Here is a 19,677-nt window from a genome sequence, read left to right on the forward strand (position 1 = left end):
GTGCGATGCGCGAGGCGGGCATTCTAACCGCCGTTGGCAAGCTGCGCGTAGCGGTCGCAATCCTGGGTGTGGTCCATGACCATGCCCGAGGCCTGCATCAGCGCGTAGCAAATGGTCGGGCCGACGAAGGTGAAGCCGGCCTTTTTCAGCGCTTTGCTCATCGCCAGCGCTTGGGGGGTGATCGCCGGGACTTCGCTGCGATCCTTGAAATGATTGATGATCGGTCGGTCGCCAACGAACGACCAGAGGAACGCCACCGGATCCTCCAGCGCCAGCCAGGCCTGCGCATTGCGCCGGGCGGCGTTGAGTTTCAGGCGGTTGCGGATGATGCCAGGGTCGAGCATCAGTTCATCGATCTCGGCGTCGCTCATCTGCGCCACGCGCTGCACATCGAAGCCGAAGAGCACCTGACGATAACGCTCGCGCTTGCGCAGCACGGTGATCCACGACAGCCCGGCCTGGAACCCTTCGAGCAAAAGCAACTCGAACAAACCCTGCGCATCGCGTAGCGGCGTGCCCCACTCCTGATCGTGATAAGCCATGTACAGCGGATCTTCGGTACACCAAAAGCAGCGTGGCATAAGGCTCCAGGGGGCGTGCGCAGCAACGAATCGGGTATACTCCCGCTCTTTAAATCGCAGCCCAAGAAACAGGTGAATTTCGTGAGCCAGCCTACGCCAGCCGTGCGTACCTTCCAAGACTTGATCCTCGCGCTCCAGCAATACTGGGCCGAGCAAGGTTGTGTGGTACTTCAGCCCTACGATATGGAAGTAGGCGCCGGCACTTTCCACACCGCGACCTTCCTGCGCGCCATCGGCCCGGAAACCTGGAACGCCGCTTACGTACAGCCAAGCCGCCGTCCGACTGACGGCCGTTACGGCGAAAACCCGAACCGTCTGCAGCACTACTACCAGTTCCAGGTCGTGCTCAAGCCGAACCCGGACAACTTCCAGGAACTGTATCTGGGCTCGCTCAAGCATGTCGGTCTCGACCCGCTGGTGCACGACATCCGCTTCGTCGAAGACAACTGGGAATCGCCGACCCTCGGCGCCTGGGGTCTGGGCTGGGAAGTCTGGCTCAACGGCATGGAAGTCACCCAGTTCACCTACTTCCAGCAAGCGGGCGGCATCGAGTGCTACCCGGTGACCGGCGAGATCACCTACGGTCTCGAGCGCCTGGCCATGTACCTGCAAGGCGTCGATTCGGTCTACGACCTGGTCTGGGCTGACGGCCCGTTCGGCAAAGTCACCTACGGCGACGTGTTCCACCAGAACGAAGTGGAGCAGTCCACCTACAACTTCGAACACGCCAACGTCGACAAACTGTTCGAACTGTTCGACTTCTATGAAAGCGAAGCCAAGCGCCTGATCGAACTCGACCAGCCGCTGCCGTTGCCAAGCTACGAAATGGTCCTGAAGGCTTCGCATACCTTCAACCTGCTGGATGCGCGCCGGGCGATCTCGGTGACTGCGCGTCAGCAATACATTCTGCGCGTGCGCACCCTGGCGCGTTCCGTTGCGCAAGCCTACCTGCTGGCACGCGCCAAGCTGGGCTTCCCGATGGCGACCCCGGACCTGCGTGACGAAGTACTGGCCAAGCTGGAGGCTGCACAATGAGTGCGCAAGATTTTCTGGTTGAACTGGGCACCGAAGAACTGCCACCCAAAGCCCTCAACACGTTGGCTGAAGCGTTCCTCGCCGGTATCGACAAGGGCCTGCAAGCCGCCGGCCTGAGCTACGAAAGCAAAACCGTTTATGCCGCGCCGCGTCGCCTGGCCGTGCTGATCACTGCGCTGGCCACTCAGCAGCCGGATCGCAGCATCAACCTCGACGGCCCGCCACGTCAGGCCGCGTTCGACGCTGATGGCAATCCGACTCAGGCCGCCCTCGGCTTCGCCAAAAAGTGCGGCGTCGACTTGAGCGAAATCGATCAAAGCGGTCCGAAACTGCGCTACAGCCAGAACATCGCCGGCAAGCCGACCGCGAGCCTGCTGCCGACCATCGTCGAAGATTCGTTGAACGACCTGCCGATCCCGAAACGCATGCGTTGGGGTGCGCGCAAGGAAGAGTTCGTGCGTCCGACCCAGTGGCTGGTGATGCTGCTCGGTGACCAGGTCATCGACTGCACGATCCTCGCGCAGAAGGCTGGCCGAGATTCCCGTGGTCACCGTTTCCACCATCCGGAAGCCGTGCGCATCGGTTCGCCGTCGAGCTACCTCGCCGACCTGCGTGCCGCGTATGTATTGGCCGACGCCAACGAGCGTCGCGAAATCATCAGCAAGCGTACCGAAGAACTGGCCACGCGCCAGGAAGGCACCGCAATCGTGCCGCCGACGCTGCTCGACGAAGTGACCGCACTGGTCGAATGGCCAGTGCCGCTGGTGTGCTCGTTCGAAGAACGTTTCCTCGACGTGCCGCAGGAAGCGCTGATCACCACCATGCAGGACAACCAGAAGTACTTCTGCCTGCTGGATGCCGACGGCAAGTTGCTGCCACGTTTCATCACTGTGGCCAATATCGAAAGCAAAGACCCGCAGCAGATCATCGCCGGCAATGAGAAAGTCGTGCGCCCACGTCTGACCGACGCCGAGTTCTTCTTCAAGCAGGACAAGAAGCAGAAGCTCGAAGCGTTCAACCTGCGCCTGCAGAACGTGGTGTTCCAGGAAAAACTCGGCAGCGTCTACGACAAGGCCGAGCGCGTGTCGAAACTGGCCGCGTACATCGCCGCACGCATTGGCGGCAACGCTTCGTGGGCTGCCCGCGCGGGCCTGCTGTCGAAGTGCGACCTGGCCACCGAAATGGTTGGCGAGTTCCCGGAGATGCAAGGTGTCGCCGGTTACTACTACGCCCTCAATGACGGCGAGCCGCAGGACGTCGCGCTGGCATTGAACGAGCAGTACATGCCACGCGGTGCCGGCGCGGAATTGCCGGCGACCCTGACCGGTGCGGCCGTCGCCATCGCCGACAAGCTCGACACCCTGGTCGGTATCTTCGGTATCGGCATGCTGCCAACCGGCAGCAAAGACCCGTATGCCCTGCGCCGCGCGGCACTGGGTGTGCTGCGTATCCTGATCGAAAAGAAACTCGATCTCGACCTGAACGACGCCGTGGCCTTCGCCGTGACTGCGTTCGGCGGCAAGGTCAAGGCTGCCGGCCTCAACGAGGCGGTGCTGGAGTTCATCTTCGACCGTCTGCGGGCGCGCTATGAAGACGAAGGCGTCGATGTCGCCACCTACCTGTCGGTACGTGCGCTCAAGCCGGGTTCGGCGCTGGACTTCGACCAGCGTGTACAAGCGGTGCAGGCCTTCCGCAAACTGCCGGAAGCGGCAGCGCTGGCAGCGGTGAACAAGCGGGTGTCGAACCTGTTGAGCAAAGTCGAAGGCTCGGTACCGACCGTGGTCGAAGCCAAGTACTTCGACAATGCCAACGAGTTCTCGCTGTATTCGGCGATCCAGCAAGCGGATCAGGCCGTGCAGCCGATGGCCGCGGCGCGTCAGTACAACGAATCGCTGGCGCGCCTGGCGGCACTGCGCGAGCCGGTCGACGCGTTCTTCGACGCGGTGATGGTCAATGCCGACGACGCCAATGTGCGGGCCAATCGTTACGCGCTGCTGGCGCGCCTGCGTGGCCTGTTCCTCGGCGTTGCCGACATTTCGCTGCTGGGTTGAGGGACTGCTGTTGAAACTGCTGATTCTCGATCGTGACGGCGTGATCAATTACGACTCCGATGCCTACATCAAGTCGGTGGAGGAGTGGATTCCGCTGCCCGGCTCGATCGCAGCGATCGCGCAGTTGAGCAAGGCCGGCTGGACGGTGGCGGTGGCCACCAACCAGTCGGGCATTGCTCGCGGCTATTACGACCTCGCCACCCTCGACGCCATGCACGCGCGCCTGCGCGAGCTGGTGGCGGAGCAGGGCGGTGAAGTCGGCTTGATCGTTTATTGCCCGCATGGCCCGGATGAAGGTTGCGATTGCCGCAAGCCGAAACCGGGGATGCTGAAAACCATCGCCGCGCATTACAACGTCGAGCTGGCCAATGTCTGGTTCGTCGGCGACAGCCTTGGTGACCTGGAGGCCGCCAAAGCCGTCGATTCACAGCCAGTTTTGGTGAAGACCGGAAAAGGCGAGAAGACTCAGGGCAAGACCCTGCCGGTTGGCACTCTGATTTTTGACGATCTGGCGGCGATTGCCGCAGAACTTATCCACAACTAGAGTACTTCTGAATTTCCTGGCCAGGGATTGCTCGGGAGTGCGCTTGAACAGTCGGGCATTGCCCCGTAACGGTAACCGTCGCCATGTCGATACTGCGGGCCTTCAGAATCTTTCTTTTCTATCTGCTGCTGGGCACAACAGCGTTGCTGTGGTGCAGCCTGAGCTTTTTCATCGCGCCCTTTCTGTCTTTCAAGGCGCGCTATCGTTTTATCAACGTGTACTGGTGCCGTTGCGCCCTGTGGCTGACCAAGGTGTTCCTCGGTATCCGCTACGAAATCAAAGGTGCGGAAAACGTGCCGGACCGGCCCTGTGTGATTCAGTCGAACCACCAGAGCACTTGGGAGACGTTTTTTCTCTCCGCTTATTTCTCGCCCTTGAGCCAGGTGCTCAAGCGCGAACTGCTTTACGTACCGTTCTTCGGCTGGGCCATGGCCATGCTGCGCCCGATCGCCATCGACCGCGACAACCCCAAAGCTGCGCTCAAACAAGTCGCGGCCAAAGGCGACGAGCTGCTCAAGGACAACGTCTGGGTGCTGATCTTCCCTGAAGGCACACGAGTGCCCTACGGCACCGTCGGAAAATTCTCCCGCAGTGGCAGCGCATTGGCAGTGAATGCGGCGCTTCCGGTGCTGCCGATTGCACACAATGCCGGCAAATTCTGGCCGAAAATCGGCTGGGGCAAACAGTCCGGAGTGATCACCGTGGTCATTGGCGAACCGATGTATGCCGAAGGTAGTGGGCCGCGTGCCATCGCTGATCTGAATGACCGAGTGCAAGCGTGGAACGAAAAAACCCAACGCGAGATGGGCTCGCTGCCACCGGCGCCACAGGCGCCGGCCGCAAGTGATCGACTGGCTGTCTGAATTTTGTGGATAACCTGTGTACGCTTTCGCCTGAAATGACCGTAATCGTTCTATAACTTGCTGATTTTTATACATATTTCAAAATCGATAAGTTGAACGAAATCCGTGCATAAGTTTTATTCGGATGTAAAAAAACCGGCCGTTATAGCCGGTTTTTTTGTGCCTCTTCATTCCGCAATCAGCGGCAACTCGATGCAGAAGGTGGTTCCCGCATCGACCACGCTGTGACACTCGATTGTGCCGCCATGATGATCGATCACCGCCTTGACCATCGACAGGCCCAGGCCCACGCCGTCGATGCCCTGGGCCGAGGAGAAGCGCCGATACTGGCTGAACAGGTCAGGCAATTCATCGGCAGCGATGCCCTTGCCCTGGTCGGTCAATTCGCAGCGCAGCCATGGCCCGTGACAAGTCACCTTCAGTTGCACAGTTGTGTCTGCCGGACTGTACTTGATCGCGTTCTCCAGCAGGTTGAACAGGGCGCGCGTCAGCAACCCCTGATCGGCGAGAATCAGCCGCTCCTGGCATTCTTCATCGACTTGATTCAGCAGTTCGATACGTTTCTGCTGGGCGATGGGTAAGGCCTGATCCAGCACGTCCAAGACCAGCATCGCGAATAACGTCGGGCGGAACTGGTAGGTCTCGGACTCAGCTCGCGCCAACAGGACAAACCCATCGGTCAGATCCAGCGCGCGGCGAACCTGGCGTTCGATCTGCTCGAACAACGGTGCGTCAGCCCCCGCCTGGTGACGATGCACATCGAGCAGGGCGAGGATCGCCGAATGGGGGGCGCGCAGGTCGTGGGAAAGAAAACGCAGCAGCACGCCGCGCTGTTCCTCCGCCGCGCGTTCAGCGCTCAAGTCAGTCAGGCTGAGCAGCCAACCGATTGGCGTATCGCCGTCGACCGGCAGCAGCGCCGCTCTTTCCAGGCGCAGACTGCGTTCCTTGTGATCACGAAATTCCAGCAGCGCCAGCGTTGCCAGCGCTGGTCGCGGCGCTGTGGATAATTCCGGATAGCCGAGTCGTGCCAGCTGATCGAGTACGTCATCGCCCACCAACGGATCGTCGAACAACTCACGTGCTTTACGATTGCCTAGCAGAATCTTGCCCTGCGGGTCGCTGATCAGCGTCGCCACAGGCAAATACTCCAAGCCATCGGCAATGAAGCGCCGCGTATCGCGGGTGCGGCTCATGGCTTGTTCGAGCGCCATGATCTGTCCCTGCAAACGGTCAGCGCCGGTGAAGCGGGTTCGGCGTCGCTCCGGGAAGACCTTCGGTTCGCTGTCCAGACGCGCCAGCTCCCAGCCGAAGTAGGTGAGCACGACACTCAGGCGCCGCCAGTTCCAGATCAGGTAACCGAACAACATGCCCAGCGCGGCAGACGTGGGCGACCACCAGTAGCGAATCTCAGCGAGTATGGCGCTGCTGATCAGCGTACACGCCATACCAGTCAAGGTTACCCACAGCGCCCAACGCGGCCGCCACAGCAATAATCCCAGCACACCCGCGACCATCGCCACCGACAGCAGCGCGCCAGAGGCAGGAGAGGGATTGTGCAGATTGTCCTGGGCGCGATAAGACAACAGAGCAGTCAGCGGCAACAGCACTAGACTTATCCACAACCACTCGCGCACCAGTCGCCGGAATAGACGCTGCACCTGGCTTGGCTCACGACTTTCATGTCGGCGTTGAGGTTTACGCATGGCGCGAACGGCAAGGCCGTGTGGTGGGTTTCATAGGTCTCAGGTCTGAGGCGTGGACCCGAAGAATCATAGCGGACGTCGAACGCCAACGGGCCGCTTCTTTCATCGCGGCTGTAGAGTGGTTATTGTCGACATCCCAGCCCCAGCGACAAGGAACACCGCCGATGCGCGTTGCCATTCTGGACGACGAACCCGCCGAGCTGCGCCGGGTCGAGCACACCCTGGAGCAAATGGCCGAGGCCGGAGAACAGCCATGGTCACTGCACAGCTTCGAGCGCGGCGAAGACTTGTTGCGCCAGCTGCGTCGGGAGACTTTCGACCTGCTGATCCTCGACTGGCAACTTCCCGACCTGACAGGTCTGGCGCTGCTGCGCTGGACTCGCGAACACATGGATGCGCCACCGGCAGCGATCATGCTGACCAGCCGCGATGGCGAGAGCGATATCGTTCAAGCCTTGAATGCCGGCGCCGATGATTATGTCAGCAAGCCGTTTCGCCCCAACGAGTTGAAGGCGAGGGTGGCGGCGGTATTGCGTCGGCATAGCCAACCGCGCAGCGCGGCGGGTGAAGTGCAGACCTTTCACGATCTGACTTTCGACGACGCCGAACTGACCGTCACCCGTGAAGGCAAACCGATCCTCATGACCGAGCGCGAATACCGCTTGGCGCGGTGTCTGTTCAGCAACCTGGGTCGGCCGTTGTCGCGGGATTATCTGTATGAGCGCTTCTGGCCGAACGAGGAGACGACGTCTTCGCGGCCGCTGGATACGCACATCTACCGACTGCGCAACAAGCTCGGGCTGACGGCGGATCGGGGTTGGCAGTTGTTGACGATTTATGGCTATGGGTATCGGTTGGAGAGTGTGGCGACCGGGAATGAGTGAGCCACGACGGCCGGAAAATTATCAAAGATGAAAAAGGTCTGAGGGAATTGACTGCGTATTCCGAACAATCAAAAACCGCCGCCTCTATAGTAGTGTTCGAGGCCACCGTCATCTCGGCTGACTGTGCCGAGGCATTGCAGACCCTGGGTCTGCGTGTGACAACGCTGGCGCTGAACGAAGACAACGTCATGGGGCTGATGAGCACGCGACCCGACTATGTGCTCACCATCAACTTCAATCAGTACATCAGTGAAGTCTGCGAGCTGCTGAAAATCCCTTACCTGGCCTGGGTGATCGATACCCCGTGTTACCCGATCTACGACAAGGCCATCAATCATTCGCACAGCTTTACCTTCATCTACGACGCGGCAGTGGCCCGGCGGCTGAGGCAGAGCGGGGTTCGTCAGGTTTACCATCTTCCGGTCGCGGCGAACCTGGAGCGCATCAGCCAGATCGATGTTCTCGAGCAGCATTCACTGGCGGAACATGACATCAGCTTCGTTGCGAACCTGACCCGCACTGAGTTTCGCACCTCGATATTGCCGCATCTGTCGTCGCAGACCCGTGAGCGTTGCAAGCGACTGATCGACTCGCTGGATCAGCCCGACGGTTTCTTCAACCTGTCGGCGCAACTGGCTGATGAGTTCATCAGCACCATCAAGCTGGAGTCCAACTACCCGCTGGCGGGCGATCGCTATTTGTCGGTGACGGAAAAACTCGCTTACCTGCTGGGCAGAGAGCATTCCTGGCAAGAACGCATCGAGGTCATCCAGCGGCTTGAAAAACGTTTCAGGGTTGCCGTGTATGGCAATGATGAATGGCAGGCCCAGGTAAGCAGCTATGTCGGCCATGCCGAGCACTTCACTGAGATGCCAAGGATTTTCCAGCGCTCGAAAATCAACCTCAACATCATCCGTTCGTTCGTCGAATCCGGCCTGCCGATGCGCGTCTTCGATGTGCTCAGCTGTGGCGGCTTCCTTGTCACCAACGACAAGGAGGATCTGCACAGGCTGTTCACCGATGGCAAAGATCTGGTGATCTACCGGGACACTCAGGACTTGCTGGAGATCTGCGCTTATTACCTCGAGCACGATGATGAGCGCAGGACGATTGCCCAGCAGGGGCGGGTGACATTGGCGCAAAACCATACGTTTGTGCAGCGCATGGGCGACATGTTGACCACGGTGCAGAGCGAGCTGCGCGGAGAGCCGGGGACGCTCAGCCGGTGGTATCGCTGAGCTCGTTCCTTCAGACATAAAAAAACCCCGGCGCACTGGCCGGGGTTTTTCTGAGCGGGTAGCAACCAGATCAGAAGTCCAGGTTGGATACCGCCAACGCGTTGCTTTCGATGAAGTCCCGGCGAGGTTCGACCGCATCACCCATCAGGGTGTTGAAGATCTGATCTGCGCCGATGGCGTCTTCGATGGTGACTTTCAGCATGCGGCGCACGCTTGGGTCCATGGTGGTTTCCCACAGTTGATCCGGGTTCATTTCGCCCAGACCTTTATAGCGCTGGATAGTGTGGCGCTTGGTACTTTCGGCCATCAGCCAGTCGAGCGCTTCCTTGAACTCGGTCACGGCTTTCTTGCGTTCTCCACGCTGGATGTACGCACCTTCGTCGAGCAGGGTGCTGAGTTGCGCGCCCAGGGTGACCACGGTTTTGTAGTCGTTGCTGCCGAAGAAGTCGCGGTTGAAGGTGACGTAGTTCGACAGGCCGTGAGAGATCAGCTCGACCTCTGGCAGCCAGACGCCACGTTCACGGTCTTCGCGCAGGCTGGCCTTGTAGACCAGGCCGGACTTCTCATTGGTGCGCAGGCGAACTTCGTACTGGGCCAGCCACTCTTGCATCGCTGCGTGGTCGCCCAGTGTTTCCAGGCTGACGGCTGGCAGGTAGATGAAGTGCTCGGTCAGCTCCTGTGGGTACAGGCGCGACAGACGCTTGAGGGTCTTCATGACCATGCGGAAGTCATTCACCAGACGCTCCAGCGCTTCACCGGAAATGCCCGGGGCTTCTTCGTTCAGGTGCAGGCTTGCATCTTCAAGGGCCGACTGCGTCATGTACTCTTCCATGGCGTCGTCGTCTTTTATGTATTGCTCTTGCTTGCCTTTCTTGACCTTGTACAGCGGCGGCTGGGCGATGTAGATGTAGCCGCGCTCGATCAGCTCCGGCAACTGACGGAAGAAGAAGGTCAGCAGCAGGGTACGGATGTGCGAACCGTCGACGTCAGCATCGGTCATGATGATGATGTTGTGATAGCGCAGCTTGTCGATGTTGTACTCTTCGCGACCGATGCCGCAGCCCAGCGCGGTGATCAGCGTGCCCACTTCCTGGGACGAGATCATCTTGTCGAAACGGGCCTTCTCGACGTTGAGGATCTTGCCCTTCAACGGCAGGATCGCCTGGGTCTTGCGGTTACGTCCCTGCTTGGCAGAGCCGCCCGCGGAGTCACCCTCCACAAGGTACAGTTCGGACAGCGCCGGGTCTTTTTCCTGGCAGTCGGCGAGCTTGCCCGGCAGGCCGGCGATGTCCAGCGCGCCTTTGCGGCGGGTCATCTCACGCGCCTTGCGCGCGGCTTCACGGGCACGGGCGGCATCGATCATCTTGCCGACCACCAGCTTGGCTTCGTTGGGGTTTTCCAGGAGGAAGTCGGAGAAGTATTTGCCCATCTCCTGCTCAACCGCAGTTTTCACTTCGGAAGACACCAGCTTGTCTTTGGTCTGCGAGCTGAACTTCGGATCCGGGACTTTCACCGAGATGATTGCGGTCAGGCCTTCACGGGCATCGTCACCGGTTGTGGCGACTTTGTGCTTCTTCGCCAGACCTTCCTGCTCGATGTAGTTGTTCAGGTTACGGGTCAGTGCCGAACGGAAGCCCACCAGGTGAGTACCGCCGTCGCGCTGCGGAATGTTGTTGGTGAAGCACAACAGGTTCTCATTGAAGCTGTCGTTCCACTGCAGGGCGATTTCCACGCCGATGCCGTCTTCACGCTGGATATTGAAGTGGAACACCTGATTGACCGCAGTCTTGTTGGTGTTCAGATATTCAACGAATGCACGCAGGCCGCCTTCGTACTTGAACAGCTCTTCCTTGCCGCTGCGCTCATCCTTGAGGACGATGCCGACACCGGAGTTGAGGAAGGACAGTTCACGAATGCGCTTGGCGAGGATGTCCCAGCTGAAGTGAATGTTCTTGAAGGTTTCGCTGGAAGCCTTGAAGTGAATCTGCGTACCGGTGGTCTCGCTGTCGCCAACGATGGCCATTGGCGCCTGAGGCACGCCGTGGACGTAGGTCTGTTCCCAGATCTTGCCGCTACGGCGAACGGTCAGAACCAGCTCTTCGGACAGCGCGTTCACTACCGACACACCTACACCGTGCAGACCGCCGGATACTTTATAGGAGTTGTCGTCGAACTTACCGCCAGCGTGGAGGACGGTCATGATGACCTCGGCGGCGGAGACGCCTTCCTCTTTATGCACGTCTACCGGAATGCCACGACCGTTGTCTTTAACGGTGATGGACTCGTCCGGGTGGATGATGATGCTGATGTCGTCGCAATGGCCGGCGAGGGCTTCGTCGATCGAGTTGTCGACCACCTCGAACACCATGTGGTGCAGACCGCTGCCATCGTCGGTGTCACCAATGTACATACCGGGACGTTTGCGTACGGCATCCAGGCCTTTCAGCACTTTAATGCTCGTTGAGTCGTACGTATTTTCTTCGCTCAATGCCTTCACTCCCGATGGTCGTGGGTCTGGGTGATACGGCCCTGTTCCACGTGGAACAAAGCGACCGGCGTTTCCGTCTGCCAGCCTTCCCTCAGTAATTCGTGATCTACACAGGTGATGAACACCTGGCAGCGTAAGTCTTCCAGCAAGCGGCACAGCGCGCGACGATGGCTCTCGTCCAGTTCGGACGGCAAGTCATCCACCAGATAAATACACTGACCGCGGCGGGCCTGGCTGACCAGGTGGCCTTGGGCAATCCGCAGCGCACAGACCACCAGCTTCTGCTGACCCCGGGACAGGATGTCCGCGGCATTGTGTGCGCCCAATCTGAGACGCAAATCAGCGCGTTGCGGGCCGGCCTGGGTATGCCCCATCTGCTGGTCCCGTTGCACGGATCCAGCCAGTACGGCGCTCAAATCGCGGTCCTTGTCCCAGCCTCGGTAATAGCTGAGCGTCAAACCCTCGAGCTCAACCAGTTCGCTCAAGGTCTGTTCGAAGACCGGTTTCAAGGCTGTGATGTAAGCGCGGCGGTATTCATCGATTTCAGCGCTGGCCTGGCACAGTTCCCTGTCCCAAACCGCTTGCGAAACGGCGTCAAGTGTACCATGCCGCAGCCAAGAGTTTCTCTGGCGCAAGGCCTTCTGAAGCCGCTGCCATGTGGCCATGAAACGCGGTTCGACGTGGAACACGCCCCAATCGAGAAACTGCCGACGAATCTTCGGCGCACCTTCCAGCAGACGGAAACTGTCCGGGTTGATCAACTGCAGTGGCAGGATCTCGGCCAGTTGTGCAGCGCTGCGGGCGTTCTGGCCATCGATGCGAATCTGGAACTCGCCCTGACGGTCTCGAGAAATCCCCAAGGCACTCTGACCACCTTCCGCCAGTTCAACCTGACCGAATACGGTACAGGCGAGCTGTTCGTATTGAATGACAGGCAACAGCCGCGTGCTACGAAACGAACGGGCAAGCCCCAGCAAGTGAATGGCTTCCAGAACACTGGTTTTGCCGCTGCCGTTGGCGCCGTAAAGGATGTTGATGCGGGGGGAGGGGGAGAAGGTCACCGGGTGCAGATTGCGCACCGCGGTGACCGAAACACGACTTAACGACATTCAGGATCAGCTGATTACAGACGCATCGGCATGACAACGTAAGCCGAGTCGTCATTGTCGGACTCTTGCACCAGCGCACTGCTGTTGGAGTCGGACAGGATCAGGCGTACCTGCTCGGTGGTCATCACGCCCAGCACGTCGAGCAGGTAGCTGACGTTAAAGCCGATTTCCAGGGAGCCGCCGTTGTATTCAACACCCACTTCTTCTTCCGCTTCTTCCTGCTCCGGGTTGTTGGCCTGGATTTTCAACTGACCGCTGGCCAGTTGCAGACGGATACCGCGGTACTTCTCGTTGGACAGAATCGCGGTACGGCTGAACGCTTCACGCAATGCCTGGCGATCGCCGAGTACCAGCTTGTCGCCACCTTTCGGCAGTACGCGCTCGTAATCCGGGAATTTACCGTCGACCAGTTTCGAGGTGAAGGTGAACTCGCCGGTGGTGGCGCGGATATGGTGCTGACCGAGGACGATGCTGACGTTGCCATCCGGCTCGGTGAGCAGACGCGCCAGTTCGAGGATACCTTTGCGCGGCACGATCACCTGATGACGATCCGGCTGACCGATATCGGCCTGCATCGAGCACATCGCCAGACGGTGACCATCGGTGGCCACGGCGCGGATCACGCCCGCGGAAACCTCCAGCAGCATGCCGTTGAGGTAATAACGCACGTCCTGCTGAGCCATGGCGAAGCTGGTGCGCTCGATCAGTCGACGCAGTTTGCTCTGCTCCAGGCTGCAGGTCAGCGAGCCCGGGCCTTCTTCGACGGTCGGGAAATCGTTGGCCGGCAGGGTCGACAGGGTGAAACGGCTACGGCCGGCCTTCACCACCAGCTTCTGCTCGTCGACCTTGATGTCGATCAGCGCATCGTTGGGCAGGCTTTTGCAGATATCCATCAACTTGCGCGCAGGCACGGTAATGGAACCAGTTTCGGCCGGCTCTTCAAGTTGCACACGACCGACCAGTTCGACCTCAAGGTCGGTACCGGTCAGCGACAATTGCTGGCCTTCGACGACCAACAGCACGTTGGACAGTACCGGCAAGGTCTGTCGACGCTCGACGACGCCTGCGACCAGTTGCAGGGGTTTCAACAGGGCTTCGCGTTGAATGGTGAAATGCATGGTCTCGTCCCTTGCCTTAATAAGCTGCGCTGGTGTTCATCAAGTGGTCAGTGTACGCAGCAGGTTCTTGTAGTCCTCGCGGATGTCCGCGTCGGATTCCTTAAGTTCGTTGATCTTGCGGCAGGCATGCAGCACGGTGGTGTGGTCGCGGCCGCCAAAAACATCGCCGATTTCCGGCAGGCTGTGATTGGTCAGTTCCTTGGACAACGCCATGGCCACCTGACGCGGACGTGCCACCGAGCGCGAACGCCGCTTGGACAGCAAGTCGGAAATCTTGATCTTGTAATACTCGGCGACGGTGCGCTGAATGTTATCCACAGAGACCAGTTTGTCCTGCAATGCCAACAGGTCTTTAAGGGATTCGCGAATCAGCTCGATGGTGATGTCGCGGCCCATGAAGTGCGAGTGGGCGATCACGCGTTTCAGCGCGCCTTCCAGTTCGCGGACGTTGGAACGGATGCGCTGGGCAATGAAGAACGCGGCGTCATGGGGCAACTCGACTTTGGCCTGGTCGGCCTTCTTCATCAGGATCGCCACGCGGGTTTCGAGTTCCGGCGGCTCGACGGCCACCGTCAGGCCCCAGCCGAAGCGGGATTTGAGGCGTTCCTCAAGACCTTCGATTTCTTTCGGGTAGCGGTCACTGGTGAGAATGACCTGCTGGCCACCTTCAAGCAGAGCGTTGAAGGTGTGGAAAAACTCTTCCTGGGAGCGCTCCTTGCGGGCAAAGAACTGAATGTCGTCGATGAGCAAAGCGTCCACCGAACGATAGAAACGCTTGAACTCGTTGATCGCGTTCAATTGCAGCGCCTTGACCATGTCGGCCACGAAACGCTCGGAATGCAGGTACACGACCTTGGCATTCGGATTCTTCTTTAATAGATGGTTGCCCACCGCATGCATCAAGTGGGTCTTACCCAGACCGACACCACCATAAAGGAACAGCGGGTTGTAACCGTGCTTGGGATTGTCCGCCACCTGCCAGGCCGCCGCACGGGCGAGCTGGTTAGACTTGCCTTCGACGAAATTCTCGAAGGTGAACGTGCGGTTGAGATAACTGGTGTGCTTGAGCGCGCCTTCTACCTGCACGGTGCGCTGTTCGGCGCGAACCGGAGCCTGCTGTGAAGCGGCACCGGCCATCGGGTCGAAGCTGTCGCGGGACGGCTCTTCGCTGACTTCAGCGGTTTTCTGCGTGGAACGCTTGGCCGGAGCGGGCGCGGGTGCCGGGTTACTCGCAGGTACGTTATTGGCCTGCGCCTGGGAAACCTGCGCGGCCGCCAGTGGCGCGTTCGGTGCGGCACGGGGTGCCGAGCTGCGTTTGCTGCCTATTAACAAGGACAACGCCGGCGTCGAGCCATTGCCATGCTCATCCAGCAACTCAATGACGCGACCCAGGTACTTTTCGTTGACCCAGTCCAGCACGAAACGATTCGGTGCGTAGACGCGCAACTCGTCGCCTTCGGCTTCGACCTGTAGTGGACGGATCCAGGTGTTGAATTGTTGGGCAGGCAGCTCTTCGCGCAAAAGCTCCACGCACTGCTGCCAAAGTTCCACTGACACGGATATCCCCTAAGTTGAAAGCCGGTGAGGCAAAAACAAGCGGCCATTGTAGCGGCGAGCGGTTCACTTATCCACATGCAGGTAGCGCCGTCGCAATCATTTATCAATGCATTATCGCTGCTAAAAGCGACCAACGGCGTGTGAATAAGCCCTGTGGATAAACGCACTTGAGGGCACTGGACAACTGGGGGGTGAACTCGGTGGATAACCACGCTGTGGATAACCACGCATTCCACACACAGCTTATCCGAGGGTGCAGCACAGGCTGAACACGGTTTTCCACTGTAGTTGTCATTCTCTGTACATCAGAAGGAACAAGGCCTGGTAGCACTTATCCACAGGAGATGACGTGCATAGCTTTTACAAGCTTTACAGAAAAGCTTTAAATACTTCCCTTCTTTATTTCTATATCTGGCGGACAGGCTTTCGAGCTGAAACCGTGCCGAGATCTATTTATAAGGAAACGCTGGTTGGAAATTGACCTGAAGGCTTGCTTTCTCTAGAATCCCCGGTCTCTTAAAACGGGGGCCATTCCGGCCCGTTGTGGACGAACCAGGTAACACGACATGAAACGTACTTTCCAACCAAGCACTATCAAACGCGCTCGTACCCACGGTTTCCGTGCTCGCATGGCTACCAAGAACGGCCGCGCAGTCCTGTCGCGTCGTCGCGCCAAAGGTCGTGCGCGTCTGGCAGTTTGATAATCCGGTACTGGAGGTGAGTCAGGACTTCAGTCGGGAAAAGCGTCTGCTTACCCCCCGGCATTTCAAGGCAGTCTTTGACTCCCCTACCGGCAAGGTTCCGGGGAAAAATCTCCTGCTCCTTGCACGCGACAACGATCTTGATCACCCCCGTCTCGGGCTGGTTATCGGGAAAAAGAGCGTAAAGCTTTCCGTTGAGCGCAATCGCCTCAAACGTCTGATGCGCGAATCGTTCCGTCTGCACCAGGATTCACTGGTCGGCTGGGACATCGTTATCGTCGCGCGCAAAGGTTTGGGTGATGTAGAAAACCCCGAATTGATTCAGCATTTCGGCAAACTCTGGAAGCGTCTGGCGCGCAACAAGCCCGTTCCGGCAGTCAAAACCGAAACTGTAGGGGTAGACAGTTCCGATGCGTAAACTGGCCCTCGTTCCGATCCAGTTTTATCGCTATGCCATTAGTCCTTTAATGGCCAGCCACTGTCGCTTCTACCCCAGTTGTTCCTGCTACGCGTATGAAGCCATTGAAAATCATGGCCTTCTGCGCGGTGGCTGGCTGACCTTTCGTCGTTTAGGTCGCTGTCATCCGTGGAATCCCGGTGGTTATGACCCGGTTCCACCTGTCCCTACCTCCCGTTCTTCTTCGATGGCCGAGTAATCATGGATATCAAACGCACGATCCTGATCGTCGCCCTGGCAATCGTGTCCTACGTCATGGTTCTTAAATGGAACCAGGATTATGGCCAGGCTGCCCTGCCGACTCAGAATGTTGCTTCCAGTACGACTACATCCGGTTTGCCGGACACCGCCACTGGCACCAGTACTGCCGCCAGTGACGATATTCCGCGCGCCGCCAGCGATACCACCGCACCAGCCGAAACGCCGGTCGCCGCCAGCAAGGACCTGATTCAGGTCAAGACCGATGTGCTCGATCTGGCGATCGATCCACAGGGTGGCGACGTTGCACAACTGACTCTGCCTCTGTATCCACGTCGCCAGGACCGTCCTGACGTGCCGTTCCAGTTGTTCGATAACGGCGGCGAACGTGTATATCTGGCTCAGAGCGGTCTGATCGGCACCAACGGCCCGGATGCAAATCCGGCCGGTCGTCCGGTTTACTCGTCGGAGAAGAAGGTTTACCAACTGGCTGACGGTCAGGATCAACTCGTCGTTGACCTGAAATTCAGCAAGGATGGCGTCAACTACATCAAGCGTTTCACCGTGAAACGTGGCCTGTACGACGTTGCTGTCTCCTACATTGTGGATAACCAGAGCGCTCAGCCGTGGAACGGCGCAATGTTTGCCCAGTTGAAGCGCGACGCCAGCGCTGATCCATCGTCGACAACTGCTACCGGCACCGCGACTTACCTGGGCGCCGCCCTGTGGACAAGTTCCGAGCCGTACAAGAAAGTGTCGATGAAGGACATGGACAAGGCGCAGCTCAAGGAAACTGTCACCGGTGGTTGGGTGGCCTGGCTGCAGCACTACTTCGTGACTGCGTGGATTCCGGCGAAGGGCGAAAACAACATCGTCCAGACCCGTAAAGACAGCAAAGGCAACTACATCATCGGTTACACCGGTCCTACCTTGACCGCTGCTCCGGGCGCCAAGGTTGAAACCAGCGCTGTGCTGTACGCCGGTCCGAAAAGTCAGGCGGTACTGAAAGAGTTGTCCCCAGGTCTGGAACTGACTGTCGACTACGGCATCCTGTGGTTCATTGCCCAGCCGATCTTCTGGTTGCTGCAGCACATCCATGCCATCGTCGGTAACTGGGGCTGGTCGATCATTTTCCTGACCATGCTGATCAAAGGGATTTTCTTCCCCCTGTCGGCGGCCAGCTACAAATCGATGGCGCGCATGCGTGCCGTGGCACCGAAACTGGCAGCGCTGAAAGAGCAACATGGCGATGACCGGCAGAAAATGTCGCAAGCCATGATGGAGCTGTACAAGAAAGAGAAGATCAATCCGCTGGGCGGCTGCTTGCCGATCCTCGTGCAGATGCCGGTCTTCCTGTCGCTGTACTGGGTTCTGCTGGAAAGCGTGGAAATGCGCCAGGCGCCGTTCATGCTGTGGATCACTGACCTCTCGATCAAGGATCCGTTCTTCATTCTGCCGATCATCATGGGCGCGACCATGTTCATCCAGCAGCAGTTGAACCCGACTCCTCCGGATCCGATGCAGGCGAAAGTGATGAAAATGATGCCAATCATCTTCACCTTCTTCTTCCTGTGGTTCCCGGCGGGCCTGGTACTGTACTGGGTTGTGAACAACTGCCTGTCGATTGCACAACAGTGGTACATCACGCGTAAGATCGAAGCGGCGACGAAAAAAGCCGAGGCGTAACTTGCACTGTGGATAACACCACTCAAAACGCCCCCTAGTGGGGCGTTTTGCTATCTGCCACTTTTGTCTGGATGCCGCTTTATGAGCACACCCCGTGAAACCATCGCCGCTGTCGCCACCGCTCAAGGTCGCGGCGGTGTGGGCATCGTCCGTATTTCCGGGCCGTTGGCCAGCGTGGCGGCAAAAGCCATCAGCGGCCGCGAACTGAAACCGCGTTACGCCCATTACGGGCCGTTTTTCAGTGACGATCAGCAGGTACTGGATGAAGGTCTGGCTCTGTATTTCCCGGGTCCGAACTCGTTCACCGGCGAAGACGTTCTGGAATTGCAGGGCCACGGTGGTCCGATCGTATTGGACATGTTGCTCAAGCGCTGTCTGGAACTGGGTTGCCGCCTCGCTCGGCCAGGTGAATTCAGCGAACGTGCTTTTCTCAATGACAAACTTGATCTGGCCCAGGCCGAGGCGATTGCCGATTTGATCGAAGCGAGTTCCGCACAGGCTGCGCGCAATGCATTGCGTTCGTTACAGGGTGCGTTCTCCCAGCGTGTGCATAACCTGACCGAACAGTTGATCGGCCTGCGTATCTACGTCGAAGCCGCGATCGACTTTCCGGAAGAGGAAATCGACTTCCTTGCCGACGGCCATGTGCTGAGCATGCTCGACAAAGTGCGCAATGAGTTATCCACAGTGCTTCGCGAAGCCGGGCAGGGTGCGCTGTTGCGCGATGGCATGACGGTGGTGATTGCCGGTCGGCCGAATGCCGGCAAATCCAGCCTGTTGAATGCATTGGCGGGGCGCGAAGCCGCCATCGTCACCGAGATTGCCGGTACCACTCGGGATATCCTGCGCGAACATATCCACATCGACGGCATGCCATTGCACGTGGTCGATACTGCAGGGCTGCGGGACACCGATGATCATGTGGAAAAGATCGGGGTCGAACGGGCGTTGAAAGCCATTGGTGAAGCGGATCGGGTTTTACTGGTGGTCGATGCGACCGCACCGGAGGCACTGGATCCCTTTGCTCTTTGGCCGGAATTCCTCGAAACCCGACCGGACCCGGCAAAAGTGACGCTGATCCGTAACAAGTCCGACCTCTCTGGCGAAGCGATCGCTTTGGAAACCAGTGACGACGGTCATGTAACCATCAGCCTCAGCGCCAAGTCCGCGGAAGGCCTCGACCTGCTGCGGGACCATCTCAAGGCGTGCATGGGTTACGAGCAGACGTCGGAAAGCAGCTTTAGCGCACGTCGCCGGCATCTGGAAGCACTGCGTCACGCCAGCGCGGCATTGGAGCACGGCCGCGCCCAACTGACGTTGGCCGGTGCGGGCGAACTGCTCGCCGAGGATTTGCGCCAGGCTCAGCATTCGCTGGGGGAAATTACCGGTGCGTTCAGCTCGGATGATTTGCTGGGGAGGATTTTCTCCAGCTTCTGCATCGGCAAATAATGAAAAGGGGCTGTG

The 19,677-nt window shown here is 58.8% G+C and carries 17 protein-coding genes; 11 read left to right on the forward strand and 6 right to left on the reverse strand.

Annotation, left to right across the window (positions count from 1 at the left end; translation table 11 throughout):
- Positions 1-23 precede the first annotated feature (23 nt).
- On the reverse strand, positions 24-581 hold the full coding sequence (gene tag / locus QRN33_RS07045) for a DNA-3-methyladenine glycosylase I (protein WP_042607974.1): 558 nt from the start codon (positions 579-581) through the stop codon (positions 24-26).
- An 81-nt stretch (positions 582-662) separates the two neighbouring features.
- Here tag and glyQ point away from each other — a divergent pair, with 81 nt between their 5' ends.
- From glyQ to QRN33_RS07065, 4 genes are all read left to right on the forward strand, one after another.
- A complete protein-coding gene (gene glyQ / locus QRN33_RS07050) occupies positions 663-1,616 on the forward strand; it encodes a glycine--tRNA ligase subunit alpha (RefSeq protein ID WP_003187265.1) in 954 nt (317 codons plus the stop codon).
- Entirely contained in the window at positions 1,613-3,667 is a 2,055-nt protein-coding gene (gene glyS, locus QRN33_RS07055) for a glycine--tRNA ligase subunit beta (protein WP_042607975.1), read from the forward strand. The genes glyQ and glyS overlap by 4 nt, the downstream gene beginning before the upstream one ends.
- Positions 3,668-3,671: 4 nt before the next feature.
- A complete protein-coding gene (gene gmhB, locus QRN33_RS07060) occupies positions 3,672-4,211 on the forward strand; it encodes a D-glycero-beta-D-manno-heptose 1,7-bisphosphate 7-phosphatase (RefSeq protein WP_177330619.1) in 540 nt (179 codons plus the stop codon).
- Between the two features lie 83 nt (positions 4,212-4,294).
- Complete coding sequence (locus tag QRN33_RS07065; RefSeq protein WP_042607977.1) at positions 4,295-5,074, forward strand: lysophospholipid acyltransferase family protein; 780 nt, start codon at positions 4,295-4,297, stop codon at positions 5,072-5,074.
- A 167-nt stretch (positions 5,075-5,241) separates the two neighbouring features.
- Here the strand turns inward: QRN33_RS07065 and QRN33_RS07070 are convergent, their stop codons facing one another.
- Complete coding sequence (locus tag QRN33_RS07070) at positions 5,242-6,777, reverse strand: sensor histidine kinase (protein WP_042607978.1); 1,536 nt, start codon at positions 6,775-6,777, stop codon at positions 5,242-5,244.
- Between the two features lie 164 nt (positions 6,778-6,941).
- Between QRN33_RS07070 and QRN33_RS07075 the strand changes: the two genes are divergently transcribed.
- Together QRN33_RS07075 and QRN33_RS07080 are read left to right on the forward strand one after the other, a co-directional pair.
- A complete protein-coding gene (locus tag QRN33_RS07075) occupies positions 6,942-7,661 on the forward strand; it encodes a response regulator transcription factor (RefSeq protein WP_285407731.1) in 720 nt (239 codons plus the stop codon).
- A 47-nt stretch (positions 7,662-7,708) separates the two neighbouring features.
- On the forward strand, positions 7,709-8,899 hold the full coding sequence (locus QRN33_RS07080; protein WP_285407732.1) for a CgeB family protein: 1,191 nt from the start codon (positions 7,709-7,711) through the stop codon (positions 8,897-8,899).
- A gap of 70 nt (positions 8,900-8,969) precedes the next feature.
- Here QRN33_RS07080 and gyrB read toward each other — a convergent pair whose 3' ends face one another.
- Genes gyrB through dnaA form a run of 4 tightly spaced genes read right to left on the reverse strand, consistent with a single transcriptional unit; the run spans position 8,970 to position 15,171 of the window.
- On the reverse strand, positions 8,970-11,387 hold the full coding sequence (gene gyrB, locus QRN33_RS07085; protein ID WP_024014948.1) for a DNA topoisomerase (ATP-hydrolyzing) subunit B: 2,418 nt from the start codon (positions 11,385-11,387) through the stop codon (positions 8,970-8,972).
- 5 nt (positions 11,388-11,392) lie between these two features.
- A complete protein-coding gene (gene recF, locus QRN33_RS07090) occupies positions 11,393-12,496 on the reverse strand; it encodes a DNA replication/repair protein RecF (RefSeq protein ID WP_042607980.1) in 1,104 nt (367 codons plus the stop codon).
- A 14-nt stretch (positions 12,497-12,510) separates the two neighbouring features.
- Complete coding sequence (gene dnaN / locus QRN33_RS07095; protein WP_016772390.1) at positions 12,511-13,614, reverse strand: DNA polymerase III subunit beta; 1,104 nt, start codon at positions 13,612-13,614, stop codon at positions 12,511-12,513.
- Positions 13,615-13,653: 39 nt separating this feature from the next.
- Positions 13,654-15,171 (reverse strand): chromosomal replication initiator protein DnaA, encoded by a 1,518-nt coding sequence (gene dnaA, locus QRN33_RS07100; RefSeq protein ID WP_042607981.1) that lies wholly within the window; start codon positions 15,169-15,171, stop codon positions 13,654-13,656.
- Positions 15,172-15,737: 566 nt separating this feature from the next.
- On the opposite strand from dnaA, the gene rpmH reads away from it, so the two are divergent.
- The 5 genes from rpmH to mnmE all read left to right on the forward strand — a co-directional run bounded on the left by rpmH (position 15,738) and on the right by mnmE (position 19,662).
- Positions 15,738-15,872: a 50S ribosomal protein L34 gene (gene rpmH / locus QRN33_RS07105; protein WP_003213577.1), complete on the forward strand. Its 135-nt coding sequence runs from the start codon at positions 15,738-15,740 to the stop codon at positions 15,870-15,872.
- A gap of 16 nt (positions 15,873-15,888) precedes the next feature.
- On the forward strand, positions 15,889-16,290 hold the full coding sequence (gene rnpA / locus QRN33_RS07110; protein ID WP_064365270.1) for a ribonuclease P protein component: 402 nt from the start codon (positions 15,889-15,891) through the stop codon (positions 16,288-16,290).
- Positions 16,283-16,528 carry a membrane protein insertion efficiency factor YidD gene (yidD, locus tag QRN33_RS07115; protein ID WP_027901580.1) on the forward strand — a complete coding sequence of 82 codons (246 nt, stop codon included), beginning with the start codon at positions 16,283-16,285 and terminating at the stop codon, positions 16,526-16,528. Before rnpA ends, yidD begins: the two co-directional genes overlap by 8 nt.
- A 2-nt stretch (positions 16,529-16,530) precedes the next feature.
- Positions 16,531-18,213 carry a membrane protein insertase YidC gene (gene yidC / locus QRN33_RS07120; RefSeq protein ID WP_064365205.1) on the forward strand — a complete coding sequence of 561 codons (1,683 nt, stop codon included), beginning with the start codon at positions 16,531-16,533 and terminating at the stop codon, positions 18,211-18,213.
- A gap of 81 nt (positions 18,214-18,294) precedes the next feature.
- On the forward strand, positions 18,295-19,662 hold the full coding sequence (gene mnmE, locus QRN33_RS07125) for a tRNA uridine-5-carboxymethylaminomethyl(34) synthesis GTPase MnmE (protein WP_064365204.1): 1,368 nt from the start codon (positions 18,295-18,297) through the stop codon (positions 19,660-19,662).
- The last annotated feature ends 15 nt before the right edge of the window (positions 19,663-19,677 follow it).

Source organism: Pseudomonas sp. FR229a, from assembly GCF_030209115.1.
Classification (GTDB): domain Bacteria; phylum Pseudomonadota; class Gammaproteobacteria; order Pseudomonadales; family Pseudomonadaceae; genus Aquipseudomonas; species Aquipseudomonas moraviensis_A.